This is a genomic window from Pedobacter immunditicola (genome assembly GCF_037482985.1).
Classification (GTDB): Bacteria; Bacteroidota; Bacteroidia; order Sphingobacteriales; family Sphingobacteriaceae; genus Pedobacter; species Pedobacter immunditicola.
The window spans coordinates 116,244-137,862 of record NZ_JBBHKC010000008.1 but is presented as its reverse complement, the minus strand read 5'-3'; the positions used below and the strand labels follow the sequence as shown (position 1 = coordinate 137,862).

14 protein-coding genes are annotated in these 21,619 nt (G+C 40.2%); all 14 read right to left on the bottom strand.

Annotated features, from left to right (window positions below):
- Positions 1 to 33 precede the first annotated feature (33 nt).
- The 14 genes from WG905_RS15175 to WG905_RS15110 all read right to left on the bottom strand — a co-directional run bounded on the left by WG905_RS15175 (position 34) and on the right by WG905_RS15110 (position 21,570).
- Positions 34 to 1,239 carry a nucleoside permease gene (locus WG905_RS15175; RefSeq protein WP_339592588.1) on the bottom strand — a complete coding sequence of 402 codons (1,206 nt, stop codon included), beginning with the start codon at positions 1,237 to 1,239 and terminating at the stop codon, positions 34 to 36.
- A gap of 76 nt (positions 1,240 to 1,315) precedes the next feature.
- Positions 1,316 to 4,396: a PQQ-dependent sugar dehydrogenase gene (locus WG905_RS15170; protein WP_339592587.1), complete on the bottom strand. Its 3,081-nt coding sequence runs from the start codon at positions 4,394 to 4,396 to the stop codon at positions 1,316 to 1,318.
- 31 nt (positions 4,397 to 4,427) lie between these two features.
- The gene (locus WG905_RS15165; RefSeq protein WP_339592586.1) at positions 4,428 to 5,447 is read right to left on the bottom strand and encodes a Gfo/Idh/MocA family protein; all 1,020 of its coding nucleotides are present in this window, start codon (positions 5,445 to 5,447) and stop codon (positions 4,428 to 4,430) included.
- A gap of 7 nt (positions 5,448 to 5,454) precedes the next feature.
- Complete coding sequence (locus WG905_RS15160) at positions 5,455 to 7,122, bottom strand: RagB/SusD family nutrient uptake outer membrane protein (RefSeq protein ID WP_339592585.1); 1,668 nt, start codon at positions 7,120 to 7,122, stop codon at positions 5,455 to 5,457.
- A gap of 43 nt (positions 7,123 to 7,165) precedes the next feature.
- Complete coding sequence (locus WG905_RS15155) at positions 7,166 to 10,570, bottom strand: TonB-dependent receptor (protein ID WP_339592584.1); 3,405 nt, start codon at positions 10,568 to 10,570, stop codon at positions 7,166 to 7,168.
- A gap of 34 nt (positions 10,571 to 10,604) precedes the next feature.
- Positions 10,605 to 11,795: a FecR family protein gene (locus WG905_RS15150; protein WP_339592583.1), complete on the bottom strand. Its 1,191-nt coding sequence runs from the start codon at positions 11,793 to 11,795 to the stop codon at positions 10,605 to 10,607.
- 81 nt (positions 11,796 to 11,876) lie between these two features.
- Entirely contained in the window at positions 11,877 to 12,416 is a 540-nt protein-coding gene (locus tag WG905_RS15145; protein WP_339592582.1) for an RNA polymerase sigma-70 factor, read from the bottom strand.
- A 330-nt stretch (positions 12,417 to 12,746) separates the two neighbouring features.
- Positions 12,747 to 13,385, bottom strand: coding sequence for a TlpA family protein disulfide reductase (locus tag WG905_RS15140; protein ID WP_339592581.1), 639 nt, complete (start codon positions 13,383 to 13,385; stop codon positions 12,747 to 12,749).
- 1 nt (position 13,386) lies between these two features.
- The gene (locus WG905_RS15135) at positions 13,387 to 14,493 is read right to left on the bottom strand and encodes an efflux RND transporter periplasmic adaptor subunit (protein ID WP_339592580.1); all 1,107 of its coding nucleotides are present in this window, start codon (positions 14,491 to 14,493) and stop codon (positions 13,387 to 13,389) included.
- A 10-nt stretch (positions 14,494 to 14,503) separates the two neighbouring features.
- Positions 14,504 to 17,701 carry an efflux RND transporter permease subunit gene (locus tag WG905_RS15130; RefSeq protein ID WP_339592579.1) on the bottom strand — a complete coding sequence of 1,066 codons (3,198 nt, stop codon included), beginning with the start codon at positions 17,699 to 17,701 and terminating at the stop codon, positions 14,504 to 14,506.
- Positions 17,702 to 17,705: 4 nt separating this feature from the next.
- A complete protein-coding gene (locus tag WG905_RS15125) occupies positions 17,706 to 19,082 on the bottom strand; it encodes a TolC family protein (RefSeq protein WP_339592578.1) in 1,377 nt (458 codons plus the stop codon).
- A 92-nt stretch (positions 19,083 to 19,174) separates the two neighbouring features.
- Positions 19,175 to 19,618: a hypothetical protein gene (locus WG905_RS15120; protein WP_339592577.1), complete on the bottom strand. Its 444-nt coding sequence runs from the start codon at positions 19,616 to 19,618 to the stop codon at positions 19,175 to 19,177.
- 57 nt (positions 19,619 to 19,675) lie between these two features.
- The gene (locus tag WG905_RS15115) at positions 19,676 to 20,134 is read right to left on the bottom strand and encodes a DsrE family protein (RefSeq protein ID WP_339592576.1); all 459 of its coding nucleotides are present in this window, start codon (positions 20,132 to 20,134) and stop codon (positions 19,676 to 19,678) included.
- A gap of 77 nt (positions 20,135 to 20,211) precedes the next feature.
- A complete protein-coding gene (locus WG905_RS15110; RefSeq protein ID WP_339592575.1) occupies positions 20,212 to 21,570 on the bottom strand; it encodes an MBL fold metallo-hydrolase in 1,359 nt (452 codons plus the stop codon).
- Between the last annotated feature and the right edge of the window lie 49 nt (positions 21,571 to 21,619).

Genomic DNA, 21,619 nt, shown 5'->3' with positions numbered 1-21,619 from the left:
TCGGAAGAGAACAAGCAAATCAAAGCCGCTAACTTACAGGGTTTTGGCCTTCGGTTTTTCTTTAAAAAACACAGCAAAAACGATCAAAATCACAACGGAAATCAGGCAAGGTATGAGCCAGACCATTTTCCAATCAAACCTGAACTCACTGTTTAACGGAAGAACAAAGGCTTCTGTTAAAATACCCGAAAGGTAAGAGCCGATGAGCATCCCAATACCATAGGTTGCAAAAGTTACAATACCTTGTGCAGCACTTTTAATGGATTCCCCGGCCTTTTGGTCCGTATAAATTTGCCCGGTCACAAAGAAGAAATCATAACATATGCCATGGAGTACAATCCCTAAGTAGAGCATCCATAATTCGGAGGTTACGTTTCCGAATGCAAATAACAAATACCTTATGATCCATGCAGCTATACCGATTAAAATCATTGCTTTTACACCCAGCCGGCGAAACAATAGTGGAATTAGCAGCATAAAGGCAAATTCTGATGCCTGACCTAAGGTCATTTTACTAGCCGCATTTTCCATTTTAATATCATTCAGAAAGGAATTGGTAAAACTATAATAAAAGGATAGCGGTATGCAAATGGCTATAGAAGCGATAAAGAAGATCAGAAACGAGCGGTTTTTAAACAAGACCAATGCATTTAGCCCCAATATAGAAGACAACTTGTCTGTGTTCTTTTCCTTTATAGGCGTATCAGGCAGAAAAAAACAGAAAACACCTAATAATAATGAGGCGACAGCAGCAATTCTGAAAGTAAATACAGAGCTTTCCAATCCCATAAAACCAATTAACAGGCCCGCAGCAATCCATCCTATCGTACCAAAAACACGTATCATTGGGAACTCCTTTCCCCCATCTTTGATTTGATGAAAAGAAATTGAATTAGACAAGGCCATGGTGGGCATATAGAGCAAGGTATAAAGTAAGATGAACCACCAAAAATCATTGAAGACGCTCACTGAGCTAATGTAAAAAAGGACGGCTGCACCGATAAGGTGCAGCACGCCTATTACTTTTTGTGCAGCAAAGTAACGGTCAGCAATCAAGCCTACAAAAAAAGGAGAGATAATAGCCGCTATAGATAAATTGGCATAGGATGAACCCACCTGTAAACCACTGGCATTAAAGTTTGAGAACAAATAAGTACCCATGGTTACATACCAGGCTCCCCAAATGAAGTACTCAAGAAACATGAGTATAGATAATTTTATCCTAACTGAGTTTTTCATTCCCTATCATCGTTTAATATTTTCATCCGTATGAAATTATGGCTGTTTTGTAAGCTACAAGCTTTTGGTGGTTTCCTTATTGAAACCGAATCCAGTCGACATTGAAATAGTTTTTGTGATCAGCGGACCCGGTAAAAACGAAGAACAAATCATGCTTACCGGTAGTCGCTTTAACGGATGCCTCCATTTTCTGCCATGCCTGATTCACCTGTTTTGGATTTCCTGAAGGAATAGTCAGTTTACTCACCAAAGGACCATCAATTTTATCCAGCCTTACTTCAATGTTTCCACCGGAACCAATTGCCTGAACCTGATAAGTGAGGCTTTTTATACCAACAAGGTCAATATGATTAAACCTCATATACTTCCCATTGGTGATATTGGTGATATACGAGCGGAACTCCGTCGTTATTGTAGCTATCCTTACGTTTCCTTTATCAAAATCCTCTGTTTGAATCAATGGATCCTTTAACAGAATATAATTTCGTGATTCTAATTCTCCAATACCATTGGCTCCCTGATCTTTATAACTCGCATTTAACAGGTATACCCCCTCATTTCCTTTACCAATATGTGCTGCGAGTTTGATTGTGCTTTTTAAAGGAAGCCTTGCATTTTTCTCGGATAAAGAAAGAATATAAGCGGTCATATCTTGTGCTTCCTGGACAGAAAGTGCCGGATGCGCCGTCATCGCCCGCTCACCCCAGCTTCCACTTCCACCTTGAATCACTTTGTTTGCCAGCTTTTCTAAAGACCCTGGTTTGCCGCTATAGCGTTTTGCAATGTCCAGGTAAGAGGGGCCAACTGACGCCTGATCCAGAGAATGACAAGATTTACAATCCATACTCAGCACCATCTGCTTTCCTTTTAAATACTTAAAACTACTTACTTCCTGATTACTGGTTAAAATAGTGGCAACATCCTTACCATGAGGTATATATCCAAAAGAAACATTTAAACGTTCAGGCTTAACAGTCTCTTCTTTATCTTTAACCTGGATATCGTAATCCAACACCCCGTTATCCCAATAAAATGTGCTGTTAGCCTTTGTCAGAATAGAAACTTCTGGTGGGGTATTGCCGACATATACTTTTCTGGATGTTTTACCAACACCGCCATGGTTATCTGTAACATTTAAAACGACTTCATAAGTGCCAGGTTTAGTAAAAGTATGGCTAAGGCTTTCTCCTTCAAATTTTTGATTTTCAATCTCCCAACTATAGGACAACTGATCAGCTTGATCATGATCTTGAGAACCCTTTGCAGAAAGGTTTACTTTCATCGGCGCAGCACCATATTGCTGTTCCATGTCAATTACTGCTTTCGGATTTCTGTTCCCTTCTACATATTGGATCCGGACAAGCTTGGCATTTGAATTTTTAGAGAACCAATTTGTTCCATATTCAAGCACATACAAAGATCCGTCTGCTGCAAACTGTATGTCAACAGGTGCTTCAAATTTCACATGTTCAAGGAAAGGTTCCATTCTTAAGTAATTACCCTTCTCATCAAAAGTAACCGCCATGATCCAGCCCCTAATCCACTCATAAATGAATAATTTACCATCATAGTAATCAGATAATTTAAAAGGTGCTTTTTCAAAAGCCGAGCTGTTATAGACAGGTCCGGCCGCTGCTGTTGCGCCACCACTCCCTACTAAAGGAAACTCGGCAGATTTACCCTTCCCATACCAGATCATCGCGGGTTTTGCAGCTGGCAATTCCTTGGCACCGGTATTGTTTGGCGAAATATTGATGGGCTTTAAAGGATCTTTTCCGGGGTCTTCCTTTTTTGTTGCATAGTTGTATTTAGGGAAAATCTCATTGTTTCCTAAAAAGTAGGGCCATCCGTAAAAGCCGGGTTCTTTGACCTGGTTAATCTCATCGAAACTCATGAGCTCACCCGTTGAAGCCTTCACTTTGGTATCAGGACCAACGTCTCCAAAATATAAGTAGTTTGTTTTTGGATCAATACTGAAACGATAAGGGTTCCTTGAGCCCATAATGTAAATTTCAGGCCTTCCAACAGCGCCGTCTTTTGAAAACAAATTACCCTCAGGCACTTCGTAACCACCTTCAGGCAATGGTTTGATGCGGAGGATTTTCCCTCTCAGGTCATTCGTATTGGCCGCAGTACCCTGATCATCTGCCAAAGAACGTCCGGGTCTTTCATCTACGGGCGTATATCCTTCCGTCTCCTCTGCATTTGTATTGTCACCTATAGCCAGGTATAACAAGCCATTTTTATCAAAAGATATATAACCTGCAGAATGGCAACAATAAATACGCTGTGTAGGTATTTCCAGAATTACTGTTTCATTACCCAGCACTAAACTATCACCATGAAGTTCAAACCTCGATAGGCGATTTACTGATTTCTCGCCCGCTACAGCATAATAGAAATAAATCCAGTTATTTTTCTCATATCCTGGATCCAATGCAACACCAAGCAGTCCATCTTCAATACCAGTAAAGACATTTAAACTGGCAATGTTTTTTGTGATTCCAGTGGCATTTTCATAACGCTGGATGCTTCCCTTTCTCCCTACAAATAAAACATCCTTATTTGGAAAGATGGCCATTTGCATCGGCTCATCGAGGCCTTCGGCAAGAATTTCCCTGGTGTAACGACTGCTGTCAGGAACAGCAAGGGTTTCCGACTTTTCAAAATCCGGTATTTTATTACTTCCAACGACATAAGCTAAGGCTTCCCCAAGCGCTTCTGCGGTGTATGCTTTACTCAGCAAAGCCAACCTGCCTTTGTCCTGTTCCAGTTGAGCACCATCCTGGTTATCCAACCAGGACTGCAGCCATGGCCAGCCTCTATTACTTAGTGTGGTATCGCGAATCGCAATGATCCCACCACCTCCTGCTTCAAGGTATCTTTTCAACTGAGGAATTGCGCGATGATCAAGCTTATTGACATCGCTGACTTTTATTAAAATAGCACTTATACCTTTAAGTGAATCTTCTGAAAAAACAGAAAAATCCCTTGAATAAGTATAAGTCCCTTTATTTTGTGTTGTAAAATCCTTTAACCCCTTAGGTGCTCCATTTTCTGGTTGAGAAGAAAAATACAGAACATGAGTTTGTTTTCGAGTAGGACTACAGCTTATCATAAATAAGCCGATAAATAGCATCAGATAGATTTGTTTCATTATGTAGTTTTATTGCACTGAATTTGGTATTTTATTTCGTAAGTAGAACAAGTTTTCCGTTTTCTTTTCTACTTAAATCCGCGGCATGCATAAAAGTAAAGATCTCTAAAGTCTCAGCTTCTGATACCGGAGGTACCCCCGTATCGAAAAAGGTTATAATTTTATTAACCAAAGGCGTATAAGAGCTAAAGGGTCCCAGAATAGCAATACCCTTATCTCCAAAAGCAGTTCCGGCAATGTTTGCACTCCCCGTCCGGATGCCTCTCACTGTACCGATACGACCGTCTTCCCAGGTGCCGACCAACAAATCTGTTCCTTCCTGATAAGTACGGCTAACGGATTTACAACCTGGCCCCATCACGGTAAAAAGCATTTCAACACCATGGATGCCATACCATGCCATGTCCAAATGACGGGATTCTATTACCGCGGGCGTATACACATCAGCGCCCGTCACTTTTCCAATGGTGCCATTCACCACTTTTTGAACCGTAGAGTCGAAACGTAATGCAGAGCTGCTAAAAATGGGACTGTTGTATTTTCTTGAAGCCGCAAACAGCCTTTTCGCATCAGCTAAATCCGCAGCGACAGGTTTGTCTATAAACATTCGTTTGCCTGCTTTAAGCACAGGAAGCGCTTGTTCATAATGAGGCCTGCCATCAATCGTTTCCAGTAAAATTACATCGACTTTCTTCAGCAGGGCTTCAATAGAATCAACGATTTCTACGCCCATGTTTTTCACCGCAGCAATAATTCCAGGCTTCATCTTCAAGGCCTCCGGAATATCCGGGCTCCCATGTGGATAAGCCGCTACAACTTTGTATCCCCCAGCTACTTCTCCAGAATTAATCATTTTTGTAAACACCTCACTATGTGAAGTATCCAACCCAATAATACCAATTCTTTTTCCAGCAGCTACAGGGTTAAGCCCTGGAGCGGATGAATTAACTTCATCGGCAAAGGAAAACAAAGGGCTTAAACTAACTGCGGCACCAGCAATAGCCGATAGTCTTAAAAAAGACCATCGGCTATATGTATTTTTATACTTCATACTTAAATTAATAATTTGAATTTTGTGTCAATACACCATTTGAACGGTCAATTTCCGTCTGTGGAATTGGAAAAGGCCAGCTATTTTCTCCGGCGCTAACACCTTTGTCGGCAAACCCATATTTTGTATGAAACGCTTTCATGGTAGTCGCATACTCATTCCACCTGACCAAGTCATACAACCTAAACCCCTCTAAAGCCAGCTCTACCCTCCGTTCGTGCTTTATTGCTTCCAATAAATTATCTGTCGGTTTAACAGCATAACGGGTTTCAAATTCCGCTGGAGTAACCGCAGCCAGCCCCTCGGTGAATTGTCTGAATACGGCAGGCTCATCAACTTTTGAGGTCGTTACAAACGCTCTTCTTCTCACTTCATTAATATATTGAGCTACCTCTGCATTAGCCCCATTTGTTTTCACAAGTGCTTCAGCGTATACTAGTAAAACCTCGGCATACCTTATCCAATACGGCCCCCAGTTACTGCGTGTTAAATTAGCCTGCACCCGGAATTGTTGTGGTACAAAAGCTTTCCGGCTATGTTGTAAATTAAAGTCATTGTAATATCCGCGGTAGTTATGAACTTCATTAGCGCCAGAAGCGGTACGGAAAATATCATTATGGCTGATGATGGTAAACAACTTTCTTGGATCACCTGCTTCAAATTCTGATGCCAAATCTCTTGTTGGGGTATTACCACCATAACCACCTACGTTGTTTCTTCCAACGTTCATAATGGAGAAGGCATCACCACCCAAATTAATAGCCGGCAAATAAGTCCTAAATACGGTAAAAATAGCCTCTTGAGAATATGGGCCGACCTGATAATCACCCCGGTATAAATCCTGGTAATCAGGCAACAGCGATAGTCCGCCATTTTTTACAACCTGCTCTGCCGCATTTTTAGCAACAGTATATTCTTCAACGGCATTACCCTGCATTTTACCACTCTCTATCAGACCTGCGAAAAATAAAGCGGCCCTGGCTTTTAAAGCATAAGCTGCATCCTTGTTTGCTCTTCCTTTTTCACCTCTTGGGAGACTTGAACTTTTGGGAAAAGAAGCAACATCAATAGCTGCATCCAAATCACTATAAATCTGGGCTTTTAACTCCTCGACAGGGCTTTTTGGCAAACGTGTTTCTGAAGGCATAGGACTAATCACCAAAGGCACTTCCTTAAATACCCAGATCAAATCGAAATAATACCAGGCTCTTAAAAACTTAATCTCAGCAATATACCGCGCTTTTTCTTCCTCAGAAACCGATTTTCCACCCGCTACTAATTTATCCCATTGTTCTTCAATGTTTTTAATGGCTAAATTGCATTTCCCAATAGCAGTATACCGGTTATTCCACATTTCACTTAACAAAGGGTTAGATGCTAAGGGCCTGCCTCTTCCGACTTCAATGGTTTGTGGCCTGTCACCAGGGTCAGAACCACCGCCGTCTGCATTATCAACAGACTCATCACCTAAGGCCACTTTATTAATGGTATATCCCCATCCGTCAAGCATAGGTCCATAACAATCCGAAACCAATTTCATGGCTGCATTATCTGTTTGAAAATATCCTTCCTCACTTAAACTACCTAAGGGCTCTCTTTCAAGGAAAGATTTCTGGCAAGCACTTACCGAGACGATCAATACGCCTATTGCTAGTAAATATTTATAGTTTTTCATTTGTTTCTAGTTTGATTTTAATGGGAATGAAGCTATCATAAGATTAAAAAGTTGCGTTAACACCGACCATGTAAGACTTCGCTACAGGATAATATCCATTATCTACACCACTGCTTAAAGGGGATGTGCTTCCAATTTCCGGATCTAATCCTGTATAATTTGTAATGGTGAAAAGGTTATATGCCCCTGCCCAAATACGGATTCTTTGAATTTTAGCCTTCTTCATCATGTCTGCAGGTAATGAATAACCTAGCTGGATATTTTTCATTCTCAAATAGCTTCCATCTTCAACCAGCCAATCCGAAATTTGGAGGTTATTGGTATTTGTGGCATTAATCGCAAACTGATCATTACTAGGGTTAGTTGGTGACCAGGCGCGATCCATCAGGTCTTTCGGTGCATTATACCAACCCACGCCAGAATTCATATCAATTTTCTTGATGTTCATGATATCATTACCTAAAGTCCCTTGCATTGATAAGCTGATATCAAAGTTCTTGTATGAACTATTGATGTTTAAACCATATGAAATTTTCGGAAAAGGATCACCAATATTAGTTCTATCCTGGTTATCAATCTTCTGATCTCCATTCACATCAACGAATCTCAAATCTCCCGGACGTGCACCCTCTTGAAAGTAGTTATCCACTTCCGCCTGACTTTGAAAAATGCCGTCGGTTTTCAACCCGAAGAAATAACCTATAGGTTTACCTTCTTCGGTTTTTGTTGTGGTATAATTAATCCAGCCTCCACCTAAAATTGGCTCCCCTCCACCCAGACTAATCACTTTATTTTTAAAAGTAAACAGGTTACCGGCAATGGTATATTTAAAGGCCCCTTTATTGTTGTTATAAGCCAGTTCAAATTCAAGACCTTTGTTTTCGATTTTACCAGCATTTGTCCATGGGAAATTTGGAAACCCTAAATAAGTAGGCAAGGGTACATTCAAAAGCATACCATCGGTTGTCTTCTCAAAATAATCGGCAACAATATCTATCGCCCCATCAAATAAGGATAGTTCAATACCAATATCCGTTTGTTCTGTAGTTTCCCAGCGCACATTAGGATTACCCCTGTAATTACTTCCACCTCTTAAGTAAGGTGTATAATCCCCAAAAAGATAATAGCCCAAATTACCGGTATATGTATTTCTGTAAGCACCACCTCCAATTGCCTGGTTACCAATTTGACCCCAGCTAGCTCGTAATTTACCTCTTGTCAGCCATGTAGAACCCTTGAGAAAGTCTTCCTCAGAAAAATTCCAACCCGCGGAGAAAGATGGAAAATTACCCCATTTTTGTCCGTCGCCAAAATTCGATGAACCATCCCTTCTAAAATTGGCTGTAAATAAATATTTATCTTTATAAGAGTAAAAGGCCCTGCTGAAATAAGAAACCAAAGCACTTTCAGACTTAAAACCTGAGGCACCAGGATTAATCGTCCCCGCATCAATAATATGCTGACTGGCATCATTTGTCACATAACCTTGTTTTGAAGCACCGGTTTGTTCATATTTAGTTTCCTCGGCCGAGGTACCCACCATCACATTGATGTTGTGGTCACCTAATTGCTTTTCAAAAGTTAAGGTATTTTCAAATACCCAGTAATTATTAGCAGTAACAAATTTACTTACAGTGGCATCGGTCACAAATTGTTCATTGTCTAAACGGTATTTGGGCGTAAAACCGTCAGAACTGCCCCTACTTAAATCGAGGCCGAAGCTACTTCTGTATTTTAGGAAATCAGTAATTTTAACATCTGCCGCTAATCCACCTTTCATTTGAATCCCTTTCCACACGTTATCTTTGTAAATATTTACCTGAGATGCGGGATTCTCTTTATTGGTCATTATAATCGGACTATAAAAAGAGTAGGGATCATTAGGATCAATCTGGTCTAAAAAGAAAGAACTCTCTAAAAAGGAAGGGATATCCTTTAAACCGGTACGGTAAACAGGTGAAATTGGATCAGCTACGAAGGCAATAAAAGCAGTGCTAAACCCCGGACTATTTTCCAGGACATTTCTTCTGCTCTCATGGATCAACCCAAAGTTACCTGAAAGCTTAAACCAGTCTTTTAAGTTATGGTCAAAATTGGATCGCCAGGTTAAACGATCATAGTCAGAACCTTTGATAATTCCTTGCTGCTCCATGTAACCAAGACTGGAACTATAAGCCAGATCTTTCATGCCCCCGGAGATGGTGACATTATAATTTTGAACAGGTGCATCTTTTTGGTTAATTTCATTCCACCAATTGGTGCCCTCCTCGGTTCCAAAGTTACTTTTCAGGAAATTTAAAACCTCAGACTTCTGCGTTGCCGTAAAATACTCCGGTAAACCCGCATTTGTATTTGCCAGGTTTTTATAATCCATAAACTCCGCAGCATTCATCATCTCATAAGTTTTGATGGGATTCTGAATACCATAGTAAGCATCAAAAGTAACCGTGCTTTTTAAGACATCACCAAACTGCTGACCTCTTTTTGTGGTCACCATCACCACGCCATTAGCGGCACGCGTACCATAGATGGCTGAAGCAGAAGCATCTTTTAAAATTTCAATAGAACTAATGTCATTCGGATTCAACCAGCCGATATCAGTCTGCGGTAATCCATCAACAACATACAGCGGATTATTGTTATTTACTGTTCCAATACCACGAATACGTACTGCAGGCGCAGTACCAGGACTACCGCCGGTTGAGGTAACCACAACACCGGAAGTTTTACCTTGTAAAGCTTCAGTAGCATTCCTTACCGGCATATTTTTTAAGGCATCACCTTTAATTTGGCTCACGGCACCTGTAACATCACGTTTTTCCATGGTTCCATAACCAACTACTACCACTTCACTTAAGTTGGCATCAGCACTTTTAAGCGAAATAGTGACTGTGCTCATCTCCCTGTTAACAGTTACTTCCTGCGTATGGTAACCAATGAAGGAAACCTGAATGATGTCGTTGTCAGTTACGCTGATGGAAAAGTTTCCATTAGCATCAGAAATTACCCTGTTGCCAACTTTAGTCTTAATAGACACCGTGGCCCCGGGCAACGGAAGACCTTGTTCATCCTGAACACGCCCGGTTAGTAATCTTTGAAGATTTTTGTTTACTGTAGTCGACTTCGCCAATTCAAGCTTACGGCTGATCACTACGGTACCGGAAATAATTTCAAACGTAAAATCTGTTTTCGAAAGGGTCCGTGTTAACACCTCGGAAAGCTTGTCGTTCTTTACATCAATTGAAACTCTTGGCATAGTAGCAATAAGCTCATCATCATAAATAAACTTATACTTGGTTTGCAAGGAAATTAGTGTTAACACATTTTCCAAACGCTCATTTTTTACAGAGAGCATAATACTTTGGGCTTCACTATATGCGAAAGCAGGAATAGTTAAAAGCAGCATGCAAAGTATCCTTAACTTCATCATACGACATAATAGGTTCATAAATTTTTGGTTAGCGGTTAATAGGTGTGTTGAATTATTTGGTTTTTTGTGGTCCTGGGGAATTATGGTTAAAGCTTTGGTTGCTTATGAATACTGTGGTTCCATCAAATTTAAATTGATAACCACTTAAAGAATGGAGTATTTTCAATAACTCTGATAATTTCAAATCTCTATTGATGCTTCCGGAAAAACGCTTATTATACGTCATTTGATCATCGTTGATTTTGAAATCATACCATCTTGAAATTTCTCTTAGAACTTCATGCATGGATTCATTTTTGAAATAAAATTCATTATTTCTCCAGGCCAATGCCTTTTTTAGATCTCCTCTTTTCACCAGGATGTCTTTTCCTACCACATCGGCTTCCTGACCGGGAACTAAAAATTTATGCGCGAATGAATTGGATATCTTTACCTTTCCCTCCAATAAAGTTGTTTTCATCTGGGCACCATATGAATTCACATTGAAGTGTGTGCCTAAAACTTCAATCGTCTTATCGTTTACTTCAACAAAAAATGGTCTTAATGGATCCGGGGCCACTTCAAAATAAGCTTCTCCTGTTAATTTAACGCTACGCTGCGTATGACTGAATTGTACGGGGAATTGTATTTCAGACAAGGAGTTGAGCCATACTTTTGTACCGTCAGCAAGAACTACCCTATAAGTCCCTCTTTTGGGAACAGATAAGGTATTATAAACAAGATGGTTATCGACGACCGATGTGCCAGAGTAATTAAGCTCGCCACCCTTACAGAATATAAGGAAACCTTTAAGCTCTGAAATTTTAATATAATTTTCATCCAGCTGGACAACTTCACCGTTACTGAGTTTTAATGTTGCCTTTTCTCCTCCTGGTGGAAGGTCTCTTACTTTTACAACGCTGACCGGCTCCTGTGGAGAAGTTTGTTCCTGAGGCAGAAAAATGAGGAAAGAGAAAATGATACCAGCCAGAGCTGCTGCATAACCCAGATAAGAGGCTGCTTTTTTGATGCTTCGGATTTTCCTGGTCCTGTCTGCTTTTTTCCAGGCTGCATCAACATCCAGTGCATCAAAGAAATCAAAACTGTCTTTTACCTGCTCAGCTTTCACCAAACGGTCAAATAAACGTTGATTATCCTCACTTTCATTCAACCATTCCAACAAACACACGCTTTCCTCTGCAGAAAGCTTTTCTTGTATATGCCTGGCTATTAAATCAGCTAATTTGTATGGGTGTAAATTCATTCCTGGGGCTATTTTCTCTGTTAAGAAAACCTAACCTGCCAGAAAGACTATATCAAATGAAAATATTTTTGTGAGTCGGGATCAGGATGCCATTATCACCATGAAAGCCATAAAAGTTTTTACATCAAGATTCGCTCGTAAAATTTTCAAACCGTTATACTTATGGTTTCTTACTGTGTTGATGCTTATCTTTAACTCCTGCGCAATTTCAGGATTACTTAGACCCTGAAAGTAAGCTAAGAGAAAAACCTTTCTACAACTTTCCGGTAATTGCGAAATTGCTTGGTGCAAATTGGCCATCGCTTCAGCCTGAATCATGGTTTCCAAAACCTTTTGATTTTCAAATTTCTCATCATTCCTTAAAAAGAAATAACGCTCTTGAACTTTTTTGCGTTTTAAAAAATTTAGTGACGAATTTCTAACTGCGGTGTATAAAAAATCTTTTACTGCCTGGGGATGATCAGAGACCTTTTTCTTTGAATCCCAATAAGCAACGAAAGCATCCTGAACAAAATCTTCTGCAACGGATTGATCATTCACAAATTGAAATGCAAAATAGCTTAAACGACCATAATATTCCTTAAAAACATCCTCGGGTTTATAATTTAGGTCTTTTTCCATTTCTAATGATGATCTCGCTTGCTATAACAACAATACAAAATAATTGACGAATAACAAACTATCGGCTTAAAATAATCGTTTACGTCTAACGAGGCAATTATGTGTTCCCCCTCCTGCTTCATTAATCAAATACGCATCATCAAAAACAAAAAAATCAATTCAATTATCAAAAAACTAGGGTTTTGTGATAGAGGGTGTGGATGATTGTTGCTCAGACTAGTCTATTATAATAGTATCATAGGTGTTGAAAGGAGAACTTGCCTCTCAATACGAGGTTAATAAAAATAATTTAGGCGGCATAAGCACGCCTAAATTATTTTTATTACCTCATTAATTTAACAGTTTATTTATGAAACCAGTTATTTCAGGATTACTATAATCTGCTCCACCAACATGATGGAAGACGATGTTTCCTGATTTATCTAGCATTACCGTGGTCGGCATGCTTCCGGCAAACAGTTCTTTAGGCAATCCACTTCCCGGAACATGGACAGGTAGGTCAAACCCCTTCTTATTCATAAAGGCCGTTGATTCAACTATTTTCCCATCTACGTCGACCATCAAAAACAGGACGTCTTTATTGTTTTTATATTTTGCATGCAATTGATCGATGGTTGGCATTTCGGCTATGCAAGGCGGACACCAGGCAGCCCAGAAATTTATAAAAACAACTTTTCCTTTTTGATCAGAAAGCTTGATTGGTTGACCATTATTATCCAAAAATTCAACATCTTGAATCACAGCTGCAGGTGTGATAATGGGCAATGCAGACTCCGATTGAGGAATATCTGGCTGGAAGAGCCCAATTTTCATTAATCCTTCCATCACAACACCTTTTGCATCTGCACTAAAAACAAATATTGCTAATAATACAAGTAAGACCAGGTTACTAAAATTTGAAAAAGTGAAGTACTTTTTCAGGTTTAATTTATTCGATTGTTGTTTATCATCTTGTTTATCAATCATCATTTTATTTTTTAATTGTTACGTTGATTCCATTTGTTAATTCTTCCGAGCCTACTTTTACGATTTGGTCATCAGTGGTAATTTCTCCAAAAACTTCCTGCAATTTCCCTTGCTGATTGCCTAATGTCACTTCAATTCGTTCGATTTTCCCCTGATTCACTTTATTGATAAAAATTCCAGATTGCGACTTAATGATACTGCCAATGGGGAGCCATAATGTTTGGTAAGGCCGGCTAAGATTCAGTTTTACCCTGGCATATTCGCCACCCCGGAGTTCATTTCCAGAATTCGAAACATCAAATTCCGCGTTTATTGCCCTTGATTCCTGCTTTACAAAATCACTTTTACGGGATAATCTAGACTGGTATACTTTGCCAGGCAAGTTGCTTACGGTAAAAGTAACTTGAGTATTCTTACTCAATGATTGTGAATGTTTCTCTGGGATGGCCACAGTTAACCGCAGTTGATTTGTCTGAACAATGGTAATCAAGGGTACCTGTGAATTGTCCCCCACCAGCGCTCCGTTTGATACGTTTTTATCGACAATGATTCCATCGAATGGGGCAGTTATCCGTAGGTATTCCCTTTGCTGGGCAGAAATACCCGTATTAGCTTTGGCCGAAGCATAAGCTGCACTATCACTTTTAAATTTACTTCTCGCTTTATCGATTTCAATTTCTGCCACCGATCCTACTTTTGAGGCCGCTTTTTTAAAGCGTTCATAAGATTGCCGGCTATATAGGTAATCCTCATAATATTTGTTTTCAGCCGATTTCTCTGATAAATATTTCTGACTTACCTCTGGCGCCTCTAATATGACTAACAACTGTCCTTTTTTAACGCGACTACCACGGTCGACCAGGATTTTTTTAACAAACCCCTTCACTTTTGGGTACAAATCAACCTGTTCAAAGGGCTGAAGTTCTCCTGGGAGATCAAGCACGTAATTTGGCTGATTATTAACCGCTTGCACTAACTCAATCTGGGCAGCAGTAGAGGGTTTATGATTACCTGTAACTTGTTTGGTGGACTTGTCCTGGCTGCAGCTCGCAGTGATCAGTATAACTGGAATGGCAAAGCTGGCAATCTTCATATATTTTAAATTCATCATTTTCATAATTCTAGCGTACGCTTGGTGTCGGGATTGGGGTTTTATTGGTAAAATTCCTGTTTTCAAGATCATCCGGATCAAGTGTTGGGCTATACCTTGTTTTGTTCTTCATAATAAGGGCATAAATGTGGGGTAAAATCAAGAGTACCGTAAGGGTGGACAATAAAAGTCCTCCAATTACGGCCTGGCCGAGTGGGGCTACCTGGTCACCGCCATCTCCTAAGCCAAGGGACATTGGAATCATACCTGCAATCATCGCAAAGGTGGTCATGATAATCGGTCTTAGTCTGGAAGAAGCTGCAAGAAAGGAAGCCTGACGGGCCGACAATCCATGTTTCAGTCGGTTAACCTCGGCTTGGTTAACCATTAAAACAGCGTTTGAAACTGACACCCCAACAGACATGATAATGCCCATGTAAGATTGTAAATTTAAGGTGCTTCCAGACAGTAGTAGAAGCAATAGGCTTCCGCCGATAACAGCTGGGACTACAGATAAAATTAAACCTGATACCGCAAATGACTGATAGTAAGCCGTCAGCATTAAAAAAATAACGACCATGGCCACCACTAAACCTGTTTGAAGCCCAGAAAGGGTGTCATCTAATAACTGCATTAAACCCTCAGCCGATACCACTACTCCTCTTGGAGGCTCACCAACATTTTTGATGGCTTCTCCTACCGCCTTAGATGCTGCACCTAAATCCGAATTATAGGTGTTTGCCAATACGCTTACATACCTGTTTGGCCCCTGCCTGTTTACCTGTGCAGGCATCTTTAGGGATCGTAATTCGGCAACATCTTCAAGCACAGGTCTTGGTTGTCCTGCCTTTAAGGGCAGCGAACGTAAATTTTCAAGTGACTGCATATCTGATTCAGGAATCTGGACCTGAACCTGGAAGACCAAACCTGATTTCGGATCAACCCATAGATTTTTATTGGTAAAGCGTGTAGATGAAGTGGCCATTGTCATCGTTCTGGCCACATCTTCCATGGTCAAACCAAATTGCGCGGCTAATTCCCGGTTTACATTAATCTGTATCCCTGGGGTGTTAACGGGCTCAGCGATACGAACGTCCCGCAGAAATGGCATTTTTAGGAGTTCTGCTTCCAGTTTTTTAGCAAACTTTTCTGCTACCTTTAACTGCCCTCCTGCAACTTTAAGTTGAATGGGTGTCATAGCTCCTTGACTCATGATTTTTTCCACCATTTCAATGGGTTCAAAGTTTATCTTCAGCTCCGGAAGCTTTTCACCAATGTCTTGTCGAATATTTTCTTTTAATACAGCCATTGACCCGCTGTACATATCCTGATCTACAGATACTTGCAAAACAGACTCGTGGGAGCCACTGGTAAATAAAAATATTGGATTAATAGCGGTAGCTGATGGTTGCAAACCTACATACGCAGAAGTGATTTTTATGGCATCTGCAGGGAGCCGATCGGAAACGATCTTAGTTACCTGCTTTAAATAAGATTCAGATTTTTCAAGCCTGGTTCCCTCTGGGGCAACAATTCTCATCTGCACGTCGCCATTATTGCTTGCTGGTAATATATCTGTTCCAATAATCAAACCACCAGATATTAATATGATGATAGAGAGTAGTGCATAAATGCCTATTACTTTCCACGTTCTATTTTGGCTGTAACGTGTCAATATTAAGTACTTGCGCTTAAATTTCTCAAATCTGGTCAGCTTTTTCTTGTGAAAACTTACTTTCGCATGAACCAACAATTCAGGCTTCATGAGCCAGTTAGCCATAATCGGAACGAAAGTTTGAGAAGCAATAAATGAAGCAATCATTGCAAAAGCTACCGCTAGGGATAAAGGCATAAACATGTCCTTAGGTATCCCACTCATCATGAATGAAGGAATAAGCACCGCTAGTATACAGAATAAAATAAGAATCTTTGGAATAGAGATTTCCAAAAGGGCATCTAAAATGGCCCGTTGTTTTGGCTTTTCCATTTCGAAATGCTGATGGATATTCTCTATCGTTACGGTCGCCTCATCGACCAGGATACCAATAGATAATGCAAGCCCACTTAAAGTCATCACATTTATGGTCTGGCCGAAAAGGTATAACATGATCACAGCCGATAGGATGGCAATGGGTATGGTAAGTACTACAATGAGCGCACCACGTGAATCGCCCAAAAACAGGAAAATCATTAGGCCAGTCAACACTGCCCCTAGTATGCCTTCGTGGATCAGGTTTTCCAGTGCGCTCTCAATGTAACCTGACTGATCAAAAACATACTTGATATCGACGTCTTCCGGCATGGCAGCTTTTAGCTTTGGAATTGCTGCTTTTAAATTTTCTACAACCTTTAAGGTAGAGGCATCTGCTTTTTTGATAACGGGCAAATAGACTGAACGTTTGCCGTTGATGATGGCATAACCTGTTGTGATGTCTGCCCCATCCTCTACAGAAGCAATATCTTTAACGAAGACGGTATTATCTGGAGATGACTTTATCGGAATATTAAGAAAATCTTCAGGTCCGGTAGCAATAGAATTAACCGGACTCATTAAATTTTGGTCGCCTACCCTAATGTTTCCGGCAGGTGATGGAAAATTGTTTTTTGCAATAGCCATGGTTACCTGCTCAGCAGAAAGGCCATAAGATTGCATGAGGCTTGGGTCTACCTTGACCACCATGGTTCTAACATTACCACCAAAAGGTGCAGGAGCGGTTACTCCAGGAATAGTGACGAACATGGGCCTGATCTTAGTCATGGCTAGGTTTTGAAGTTCGGTAATGGATCGCTTAGGGCTTTCAAACACCAATTGCCCAATAGGGAGTGAGCTGCCGTCAAAACGAACAACCTGGGGTGGAACTGCCCCCGGAGGTAGGAAGCCCATAGCTCTTGACACCTGTGTGGAAACTTCAGCAGCGGCCTGGGCCATGTCAGTTCCTGGATAAAAGGAAAGCTTCATCAGGGTAAAACCTTGAACACTCTTAAAGTCAATCTCGCTTACACCACTAACAAAAATTAACACTTTTTGAAACTCATTAGCCATAAAGCCATCCATATATGCAGGCGTTAAACCTCCATATGGCATTGCTATATAAATAACAGGTAGTTCGACTTTTGGAAAAATATCAACATTAATATTTCGTATCGCGGAAAAGGAAAAATAAGTGATAGCAATTACGGCTACCATGATAGATAGTGGTTTCTTTAATGCAAACCTGATCATATTCATAATATTAGTTAAATTGTGAAGCTAAATAGTTGAAATCGCCAGAAACTTCCGCCTGAGTAATGAGCAGATTCCACAAGACTTGCTGAGCCTCAAGGTATTCTCTTTCTGCCAGTTGCAAGAAGGATTGAATCTGTAGTAATTCTGTCAGACTGATTAGTCCGCCCTCATACCTTACCAGGTACAAGTCGTAGGCATTCTTGGCTTGTTGTTCAGCAAGCTTGCTTTTCATCAACTGTTCTTCTTGTTGGCTGATTCTTGAATTTACAGCGTCCAGGGCGGTTCTCATTTGCAATTTTTGGGTATCGTATCTTGCTTGAATACTTTTTACTGTTTTTTCAGCTCGCTTTTTGGCTAATGAACTGGCATAAACTCCAGAAATATTCCAGCTAATGCCAAGACCGATTAAATAATTGTTTGCATAATTGGCAAACCCAGATGTTAATCCAGATGTTATTGTGCCATTTGGATGTATAGCATTTCCTCTCGATGAAAGACCACCTAGAATTGATAGTGACGGGAATGCCCCTTTTGCTAGCAGACTTTCTTGCGTTTGTTCATAGGATAACTGGTTAGTAATTACCTTCAAATAGGGATGGGAAATCGGTAGGGAATCGATTTTTAAATCACCTAAATCAGCTTTCAAAAATGCATGTCCAGGTAAGTTGAAATCTTGCACTGGCACCACTTCAGTAAAATTGATCCTACTGGCATCATATTTCCCAAGCCACTCATGTTGATAGGCTTTTGCTTGCAAGAAAGAAGAAGTTGCTAACGAAGTATCTGCACCGGGTTTCAGGCCTGCCAAGGCGAGGCTAACCGTTACATTTCTGATGTTATTTAACCTAATTACATTATTCTCGGCCCATATCAGGGTAGCTTTATTATAAAGGATGTCAATATACAGCTTGGTTACCCTACTTTGTAATGACAGGTCTGCAGCATCGTAACTGCTTTCTGCAACCTTAACCTGGAACTCCGCTGCCTCTACCGCTTTACGCTGCTTGCCAAACTCAAAAATCCGCCAGTCCATTAGAGCGGACCCAAATGTATTTTGAGCAGCAGTGATGTCTGGGTTAATCGAGTTATTCCCTGATACATTAAAAATACCGGGTAGTGAAAAAAAAGCACCTGTACTGCCTGCAAAAGTTCCATAAGAACTTTGCGCTTGAAGCTGTACCTGAGGCAGCGCCTGACTTTGAACTTCTTTTTTTCTGATCTTAAACTCATCAACAAGATATTTTTGTTCTTCAAGTCCGGGATAATTATTATTGGCCCTTTCCCAGGCCTGCTGTAAGGAAAGTGTATTAGGTTGCTGTGCTTGTGATGGCTTACTCCAAAGAATAAACAGCACAAGCAGCATTTGAAGAATATACTTCATCATCGCTAAAATTTGAAATTATAGAATTGTCGAATTAATTTAGCGCGGATAGAACCAGCGCTATGAAAAACAGCGGGAGCTGTTATGCGACAATTTTATATCAGAAGTAACCTGTTTTGCAGAAAAAGCGGCAAATATGCCCAACGTAACCATGAATTGGGTACAGGAAGAATGGTCGGGGTTTTAATGCCGATTAAAAGAGAAACTAAAAATTCAGGAAGAACCAAAAACAGAAAGGGTAGCATGGCTAAAGGCGATGATACTGCCTGTTTGATAGACAACTGCGTGTCATCCAAGGCCTGACCTGTTAACTTACATTCAACCGAATTATAATCCAAACCTGATTTATTTACAGCGCTGGATTTGGTTCCCTTATTAAAAACTAAGTAAGAACTACTTTGATCCGAAAAGAGAGAAGCAACGCTTTTCCTTATTGAACATGAGGACAGCAAACATAAAATGACAAGCATGCCAATAGACAAAGACCTGACGGTATTGCTATTTAGATAATCAAAAATATGTTGGAATAGTCCTTTCATGGAATCCAAAAGTAATCTTTTTTATTGATTATGGAAAATCGATAGGTATATAAACCTTTATGGATGTATAACAGACCATCCTTGCTGTTGACGGATAATGACCTCCCCATTGCCACTAGGCACAAAATGGATAAAATCAAAAAGTTCATCTTTATTAATGTTGCGTTCCCTTAAGGTGTTTTCACATTGCGCCAAAAGAACACCTTTATTTTTTAAGGTAGTTAGATTTTCGAGATATTTTCCGTCCTTTTTAAAAACCGCTACGCCATCACCAAATACGATTAATTCCACCTCAAGTTTCCCCTTTAGTCTGGGATCTTCTAGTGCATTGTTGATGTTCCTTAATGTTGAAGAAATCCTTTTGTCTTCTCCGCTGTTAAGAATATACAAGGCTTTATAATGACTTTTATTGGCCTTGGCACCCTTGAAAGTTGTCGCTTTATTTTGTCCTTTTACAGGATTAATATAGAACAGAAGCATTGCAGCACAAATAATTAGGTAACAAGGTCTCATCATACGATTGCAGGTGTTTTAAAGATTAAAGGTATGTTAATATAACATACCTTTAATGGCTGAACACAATAATTGGTCCGTTAGTGAATGGGAATAAATTCTTTGATGTTGTCGCTCAAATCTAATACTGTAGTATCAAGCTTACTTTCTAATATACTGCTTCCCGCTGCACTCCTGTATCCACCCGCACAATGAACTACAATAGGTTTATCTACTGGGATTTCTTTGTATCGTATATTTAACTCCGGCAAGGGGACATTATAGGCTCCTTCAAAGGCTGGCTGGCTTTCAGACTCACTTTCATTACGAATATCTACAATAGTATAGTTCTGCGTATTTTTCCTAAAATCATCCAGGTCGATTTCAGCGGAAACTTCCAGCCCGAAATCCAGCACAAATGCCTCCTTAATAAAAGATTCATATCCGATTCTGGCAATCCTTTCCGTTAAAACCGATAGTGTTTCTTCACTAGATGCTGCGAGATAAAACAGATCACCAGGTGATACCAATGCACCTAACCAGGTCTCAAATTTCTCACCATCCATGATGTTGATGGAATTCTTTAAGTGCTGTTTTTTATAAACCTCAGCCTTCCTGGTGTCAATGATTTTAACCTGAGGATCAAGCCTCGCTGCTTTTTCTGGACTATCGATTTTTTGGCCTCTGGCTATTTGAGCTAAACTCGCCTTAAAATCAGGGGCGCCCTGTTTATTTAATTCCACATTATAAGGAAAGTACATCGGGATAAAGGGCTGGTGGGCAGTAAGGGCGGTTACAAATTCAGACTCTGACATGTCCTGTAGAGACCAGTTACTGATCTTTTCTGCACCAATTGTACTGCTGTTAGCCTTGCTTAACGCTTTTCCACAAAGGGTTCCGGCTCCATGTGCCGGATAAATAAGCACAGCATCGTCCAGCGTCATCAGTTTATTTCTAAGTGAGCTATACATCTTTTTGGCTAACTCTTCACGTTTCAACTCTAAATTTTCACCTTTTTCTCTTAAGTCGGGTCTTCCACAATCCCCGATAAATAAAGTATCACCTGTGAAAACAGCCTTATCCTTGCCCTCGTGCTCCAATACCACAGAAATACTATCAGGTGAGTGACCTGGGGTGTTTATGGCTTTAAGTTTTATCTTGCCAAATTCAAGAATATCTCCATCATCAAAATTGATTATGGAATAATCGGGCTTTAACAGTTTACTTGCGTAGATTGTTGCCCCGGTCTGCTTGTGAATTTGGAGATGACTACTCACAAAATCTGCATGCGGGTGTGTCTCTATGACGCCAATAATTTTAGACCCATGGGCATCAGCGAAATCATAATAAGGTTTTGGATCACGTGAGGGATCAATTAATACAACTTCCTTTTTACATTCACTGAGTATAGCATAACTGTAATGGGAAAGATTCCTGTCTTCAAATTGCTCAATTTTCATGTTCTTTAGTTTGATATTCAAATTTCTAAAAACTACTTTTTTAAAACGG

What these genes read in the sequence shown, in the direction of transcription:
- WG905_RS15115 (WP_339592576.1), bottom strand. Translation starts at nt 20,134, where the DNA reads ATGATGAGACCTTGTTACCTAATTATTTGTGCTGCAATGCTTCTGTTC.
- WG905_RS15125 (WP_339592578.1), bottom strand. Translation starts at nt 19,082, where the DNA reads ATGATGAAGTATATTCTTCAAATGCTGCTTGTGCTGTTTATTCTTTGG.
- WG905_RS15120 (WP_339592577.1), bottom strand. Translation starts at nt 19,618, where the DNA reads ATGAAAGGACTATTCCAACATATTTTTGATTATCTAAATAGCAATACC.
- WG905_RS15165 (WP_339592586.1), bottom strand. Translation starts at nt 5,447, where the DNA reads ATGAAGTATAAAAATACATATAGCCGATGGTCTTTTTTAAGACTATCG.
- WG905_RS15130 (WP_339592579.1), bottom strand. Translation starts at nt 17,701, where the DNA reads ATGAATATGATCAGGTTTGCATTAAAGAAACCACTATCTATCATGGTA.
- WG905_RS15110 (WP_339592575.1), bottom strand. Translation starts at nt 21,570, where the DNA reads ATGAAAATTGAGCAATTTGAAGACAGGAATCTTTCCCATTACAGTTAT.
- WG905_RS15170 (WP_339592587.1), bottom strand. Translation starts at nt 4,396, where the DNA reads ATGAAACAAATCTATCTGATGCTATTTATCGGCTTATTTATGATAAGC.
- WG905_RS15160 (WP_339592585.1), bottom strand. Translation starts at nt 7,122, where the DNA reads ATGAAAAACTATAAATATTTACTAGCAATAGGCGTATTGATCGTCTCG.
- WG905_RS15140 (WP_339592581.1), bottom strand. Translation starts at nt 13,385, where the DNA reads ATGATGATTGATAAACAAGATGATAAACAACAATCGAATAAATTAAAC.
- WG905_RS15150 (WP_339592583.1), bottom strand. Translation starts at nt 11,795, where the DNA reads ATGAATTTACACCCATACAAATTAGCTGATTTAATAGCCAGGCATATA.
- WG905_RS15145 (WP_339592582.1), bottom strand. Translation starts at nt 12,416, where the DNA reads ATGGAAAAAGACCTAAATTATAAACCCGAGGATGTTTTTAAGGAATAT.
- WG905_RS15135 (WP_339592580.1), bottom strand. Translation starts at nt 14,493, where the DNA reads ATGATGAATTTAAAATATATGAAGATTGCCAGCTTTGCCATTCCAGTT.
- WG905_RS15175 (WP_339592588.1), bottom strand. Translation starts at nt 1,239, where the DNA reads ATGAAAAACTCAGTTAGGATAAAATTATCTATACTCATGTTTCTTGAG.
- WG905_RS15155 (WP_339592584.1), bottom strand. Translation starts at nt 10,570, where the DNA reads ATGAACCTATTATGTCGTATGATGAAGTTAAGGATACTTTGCATGCTG.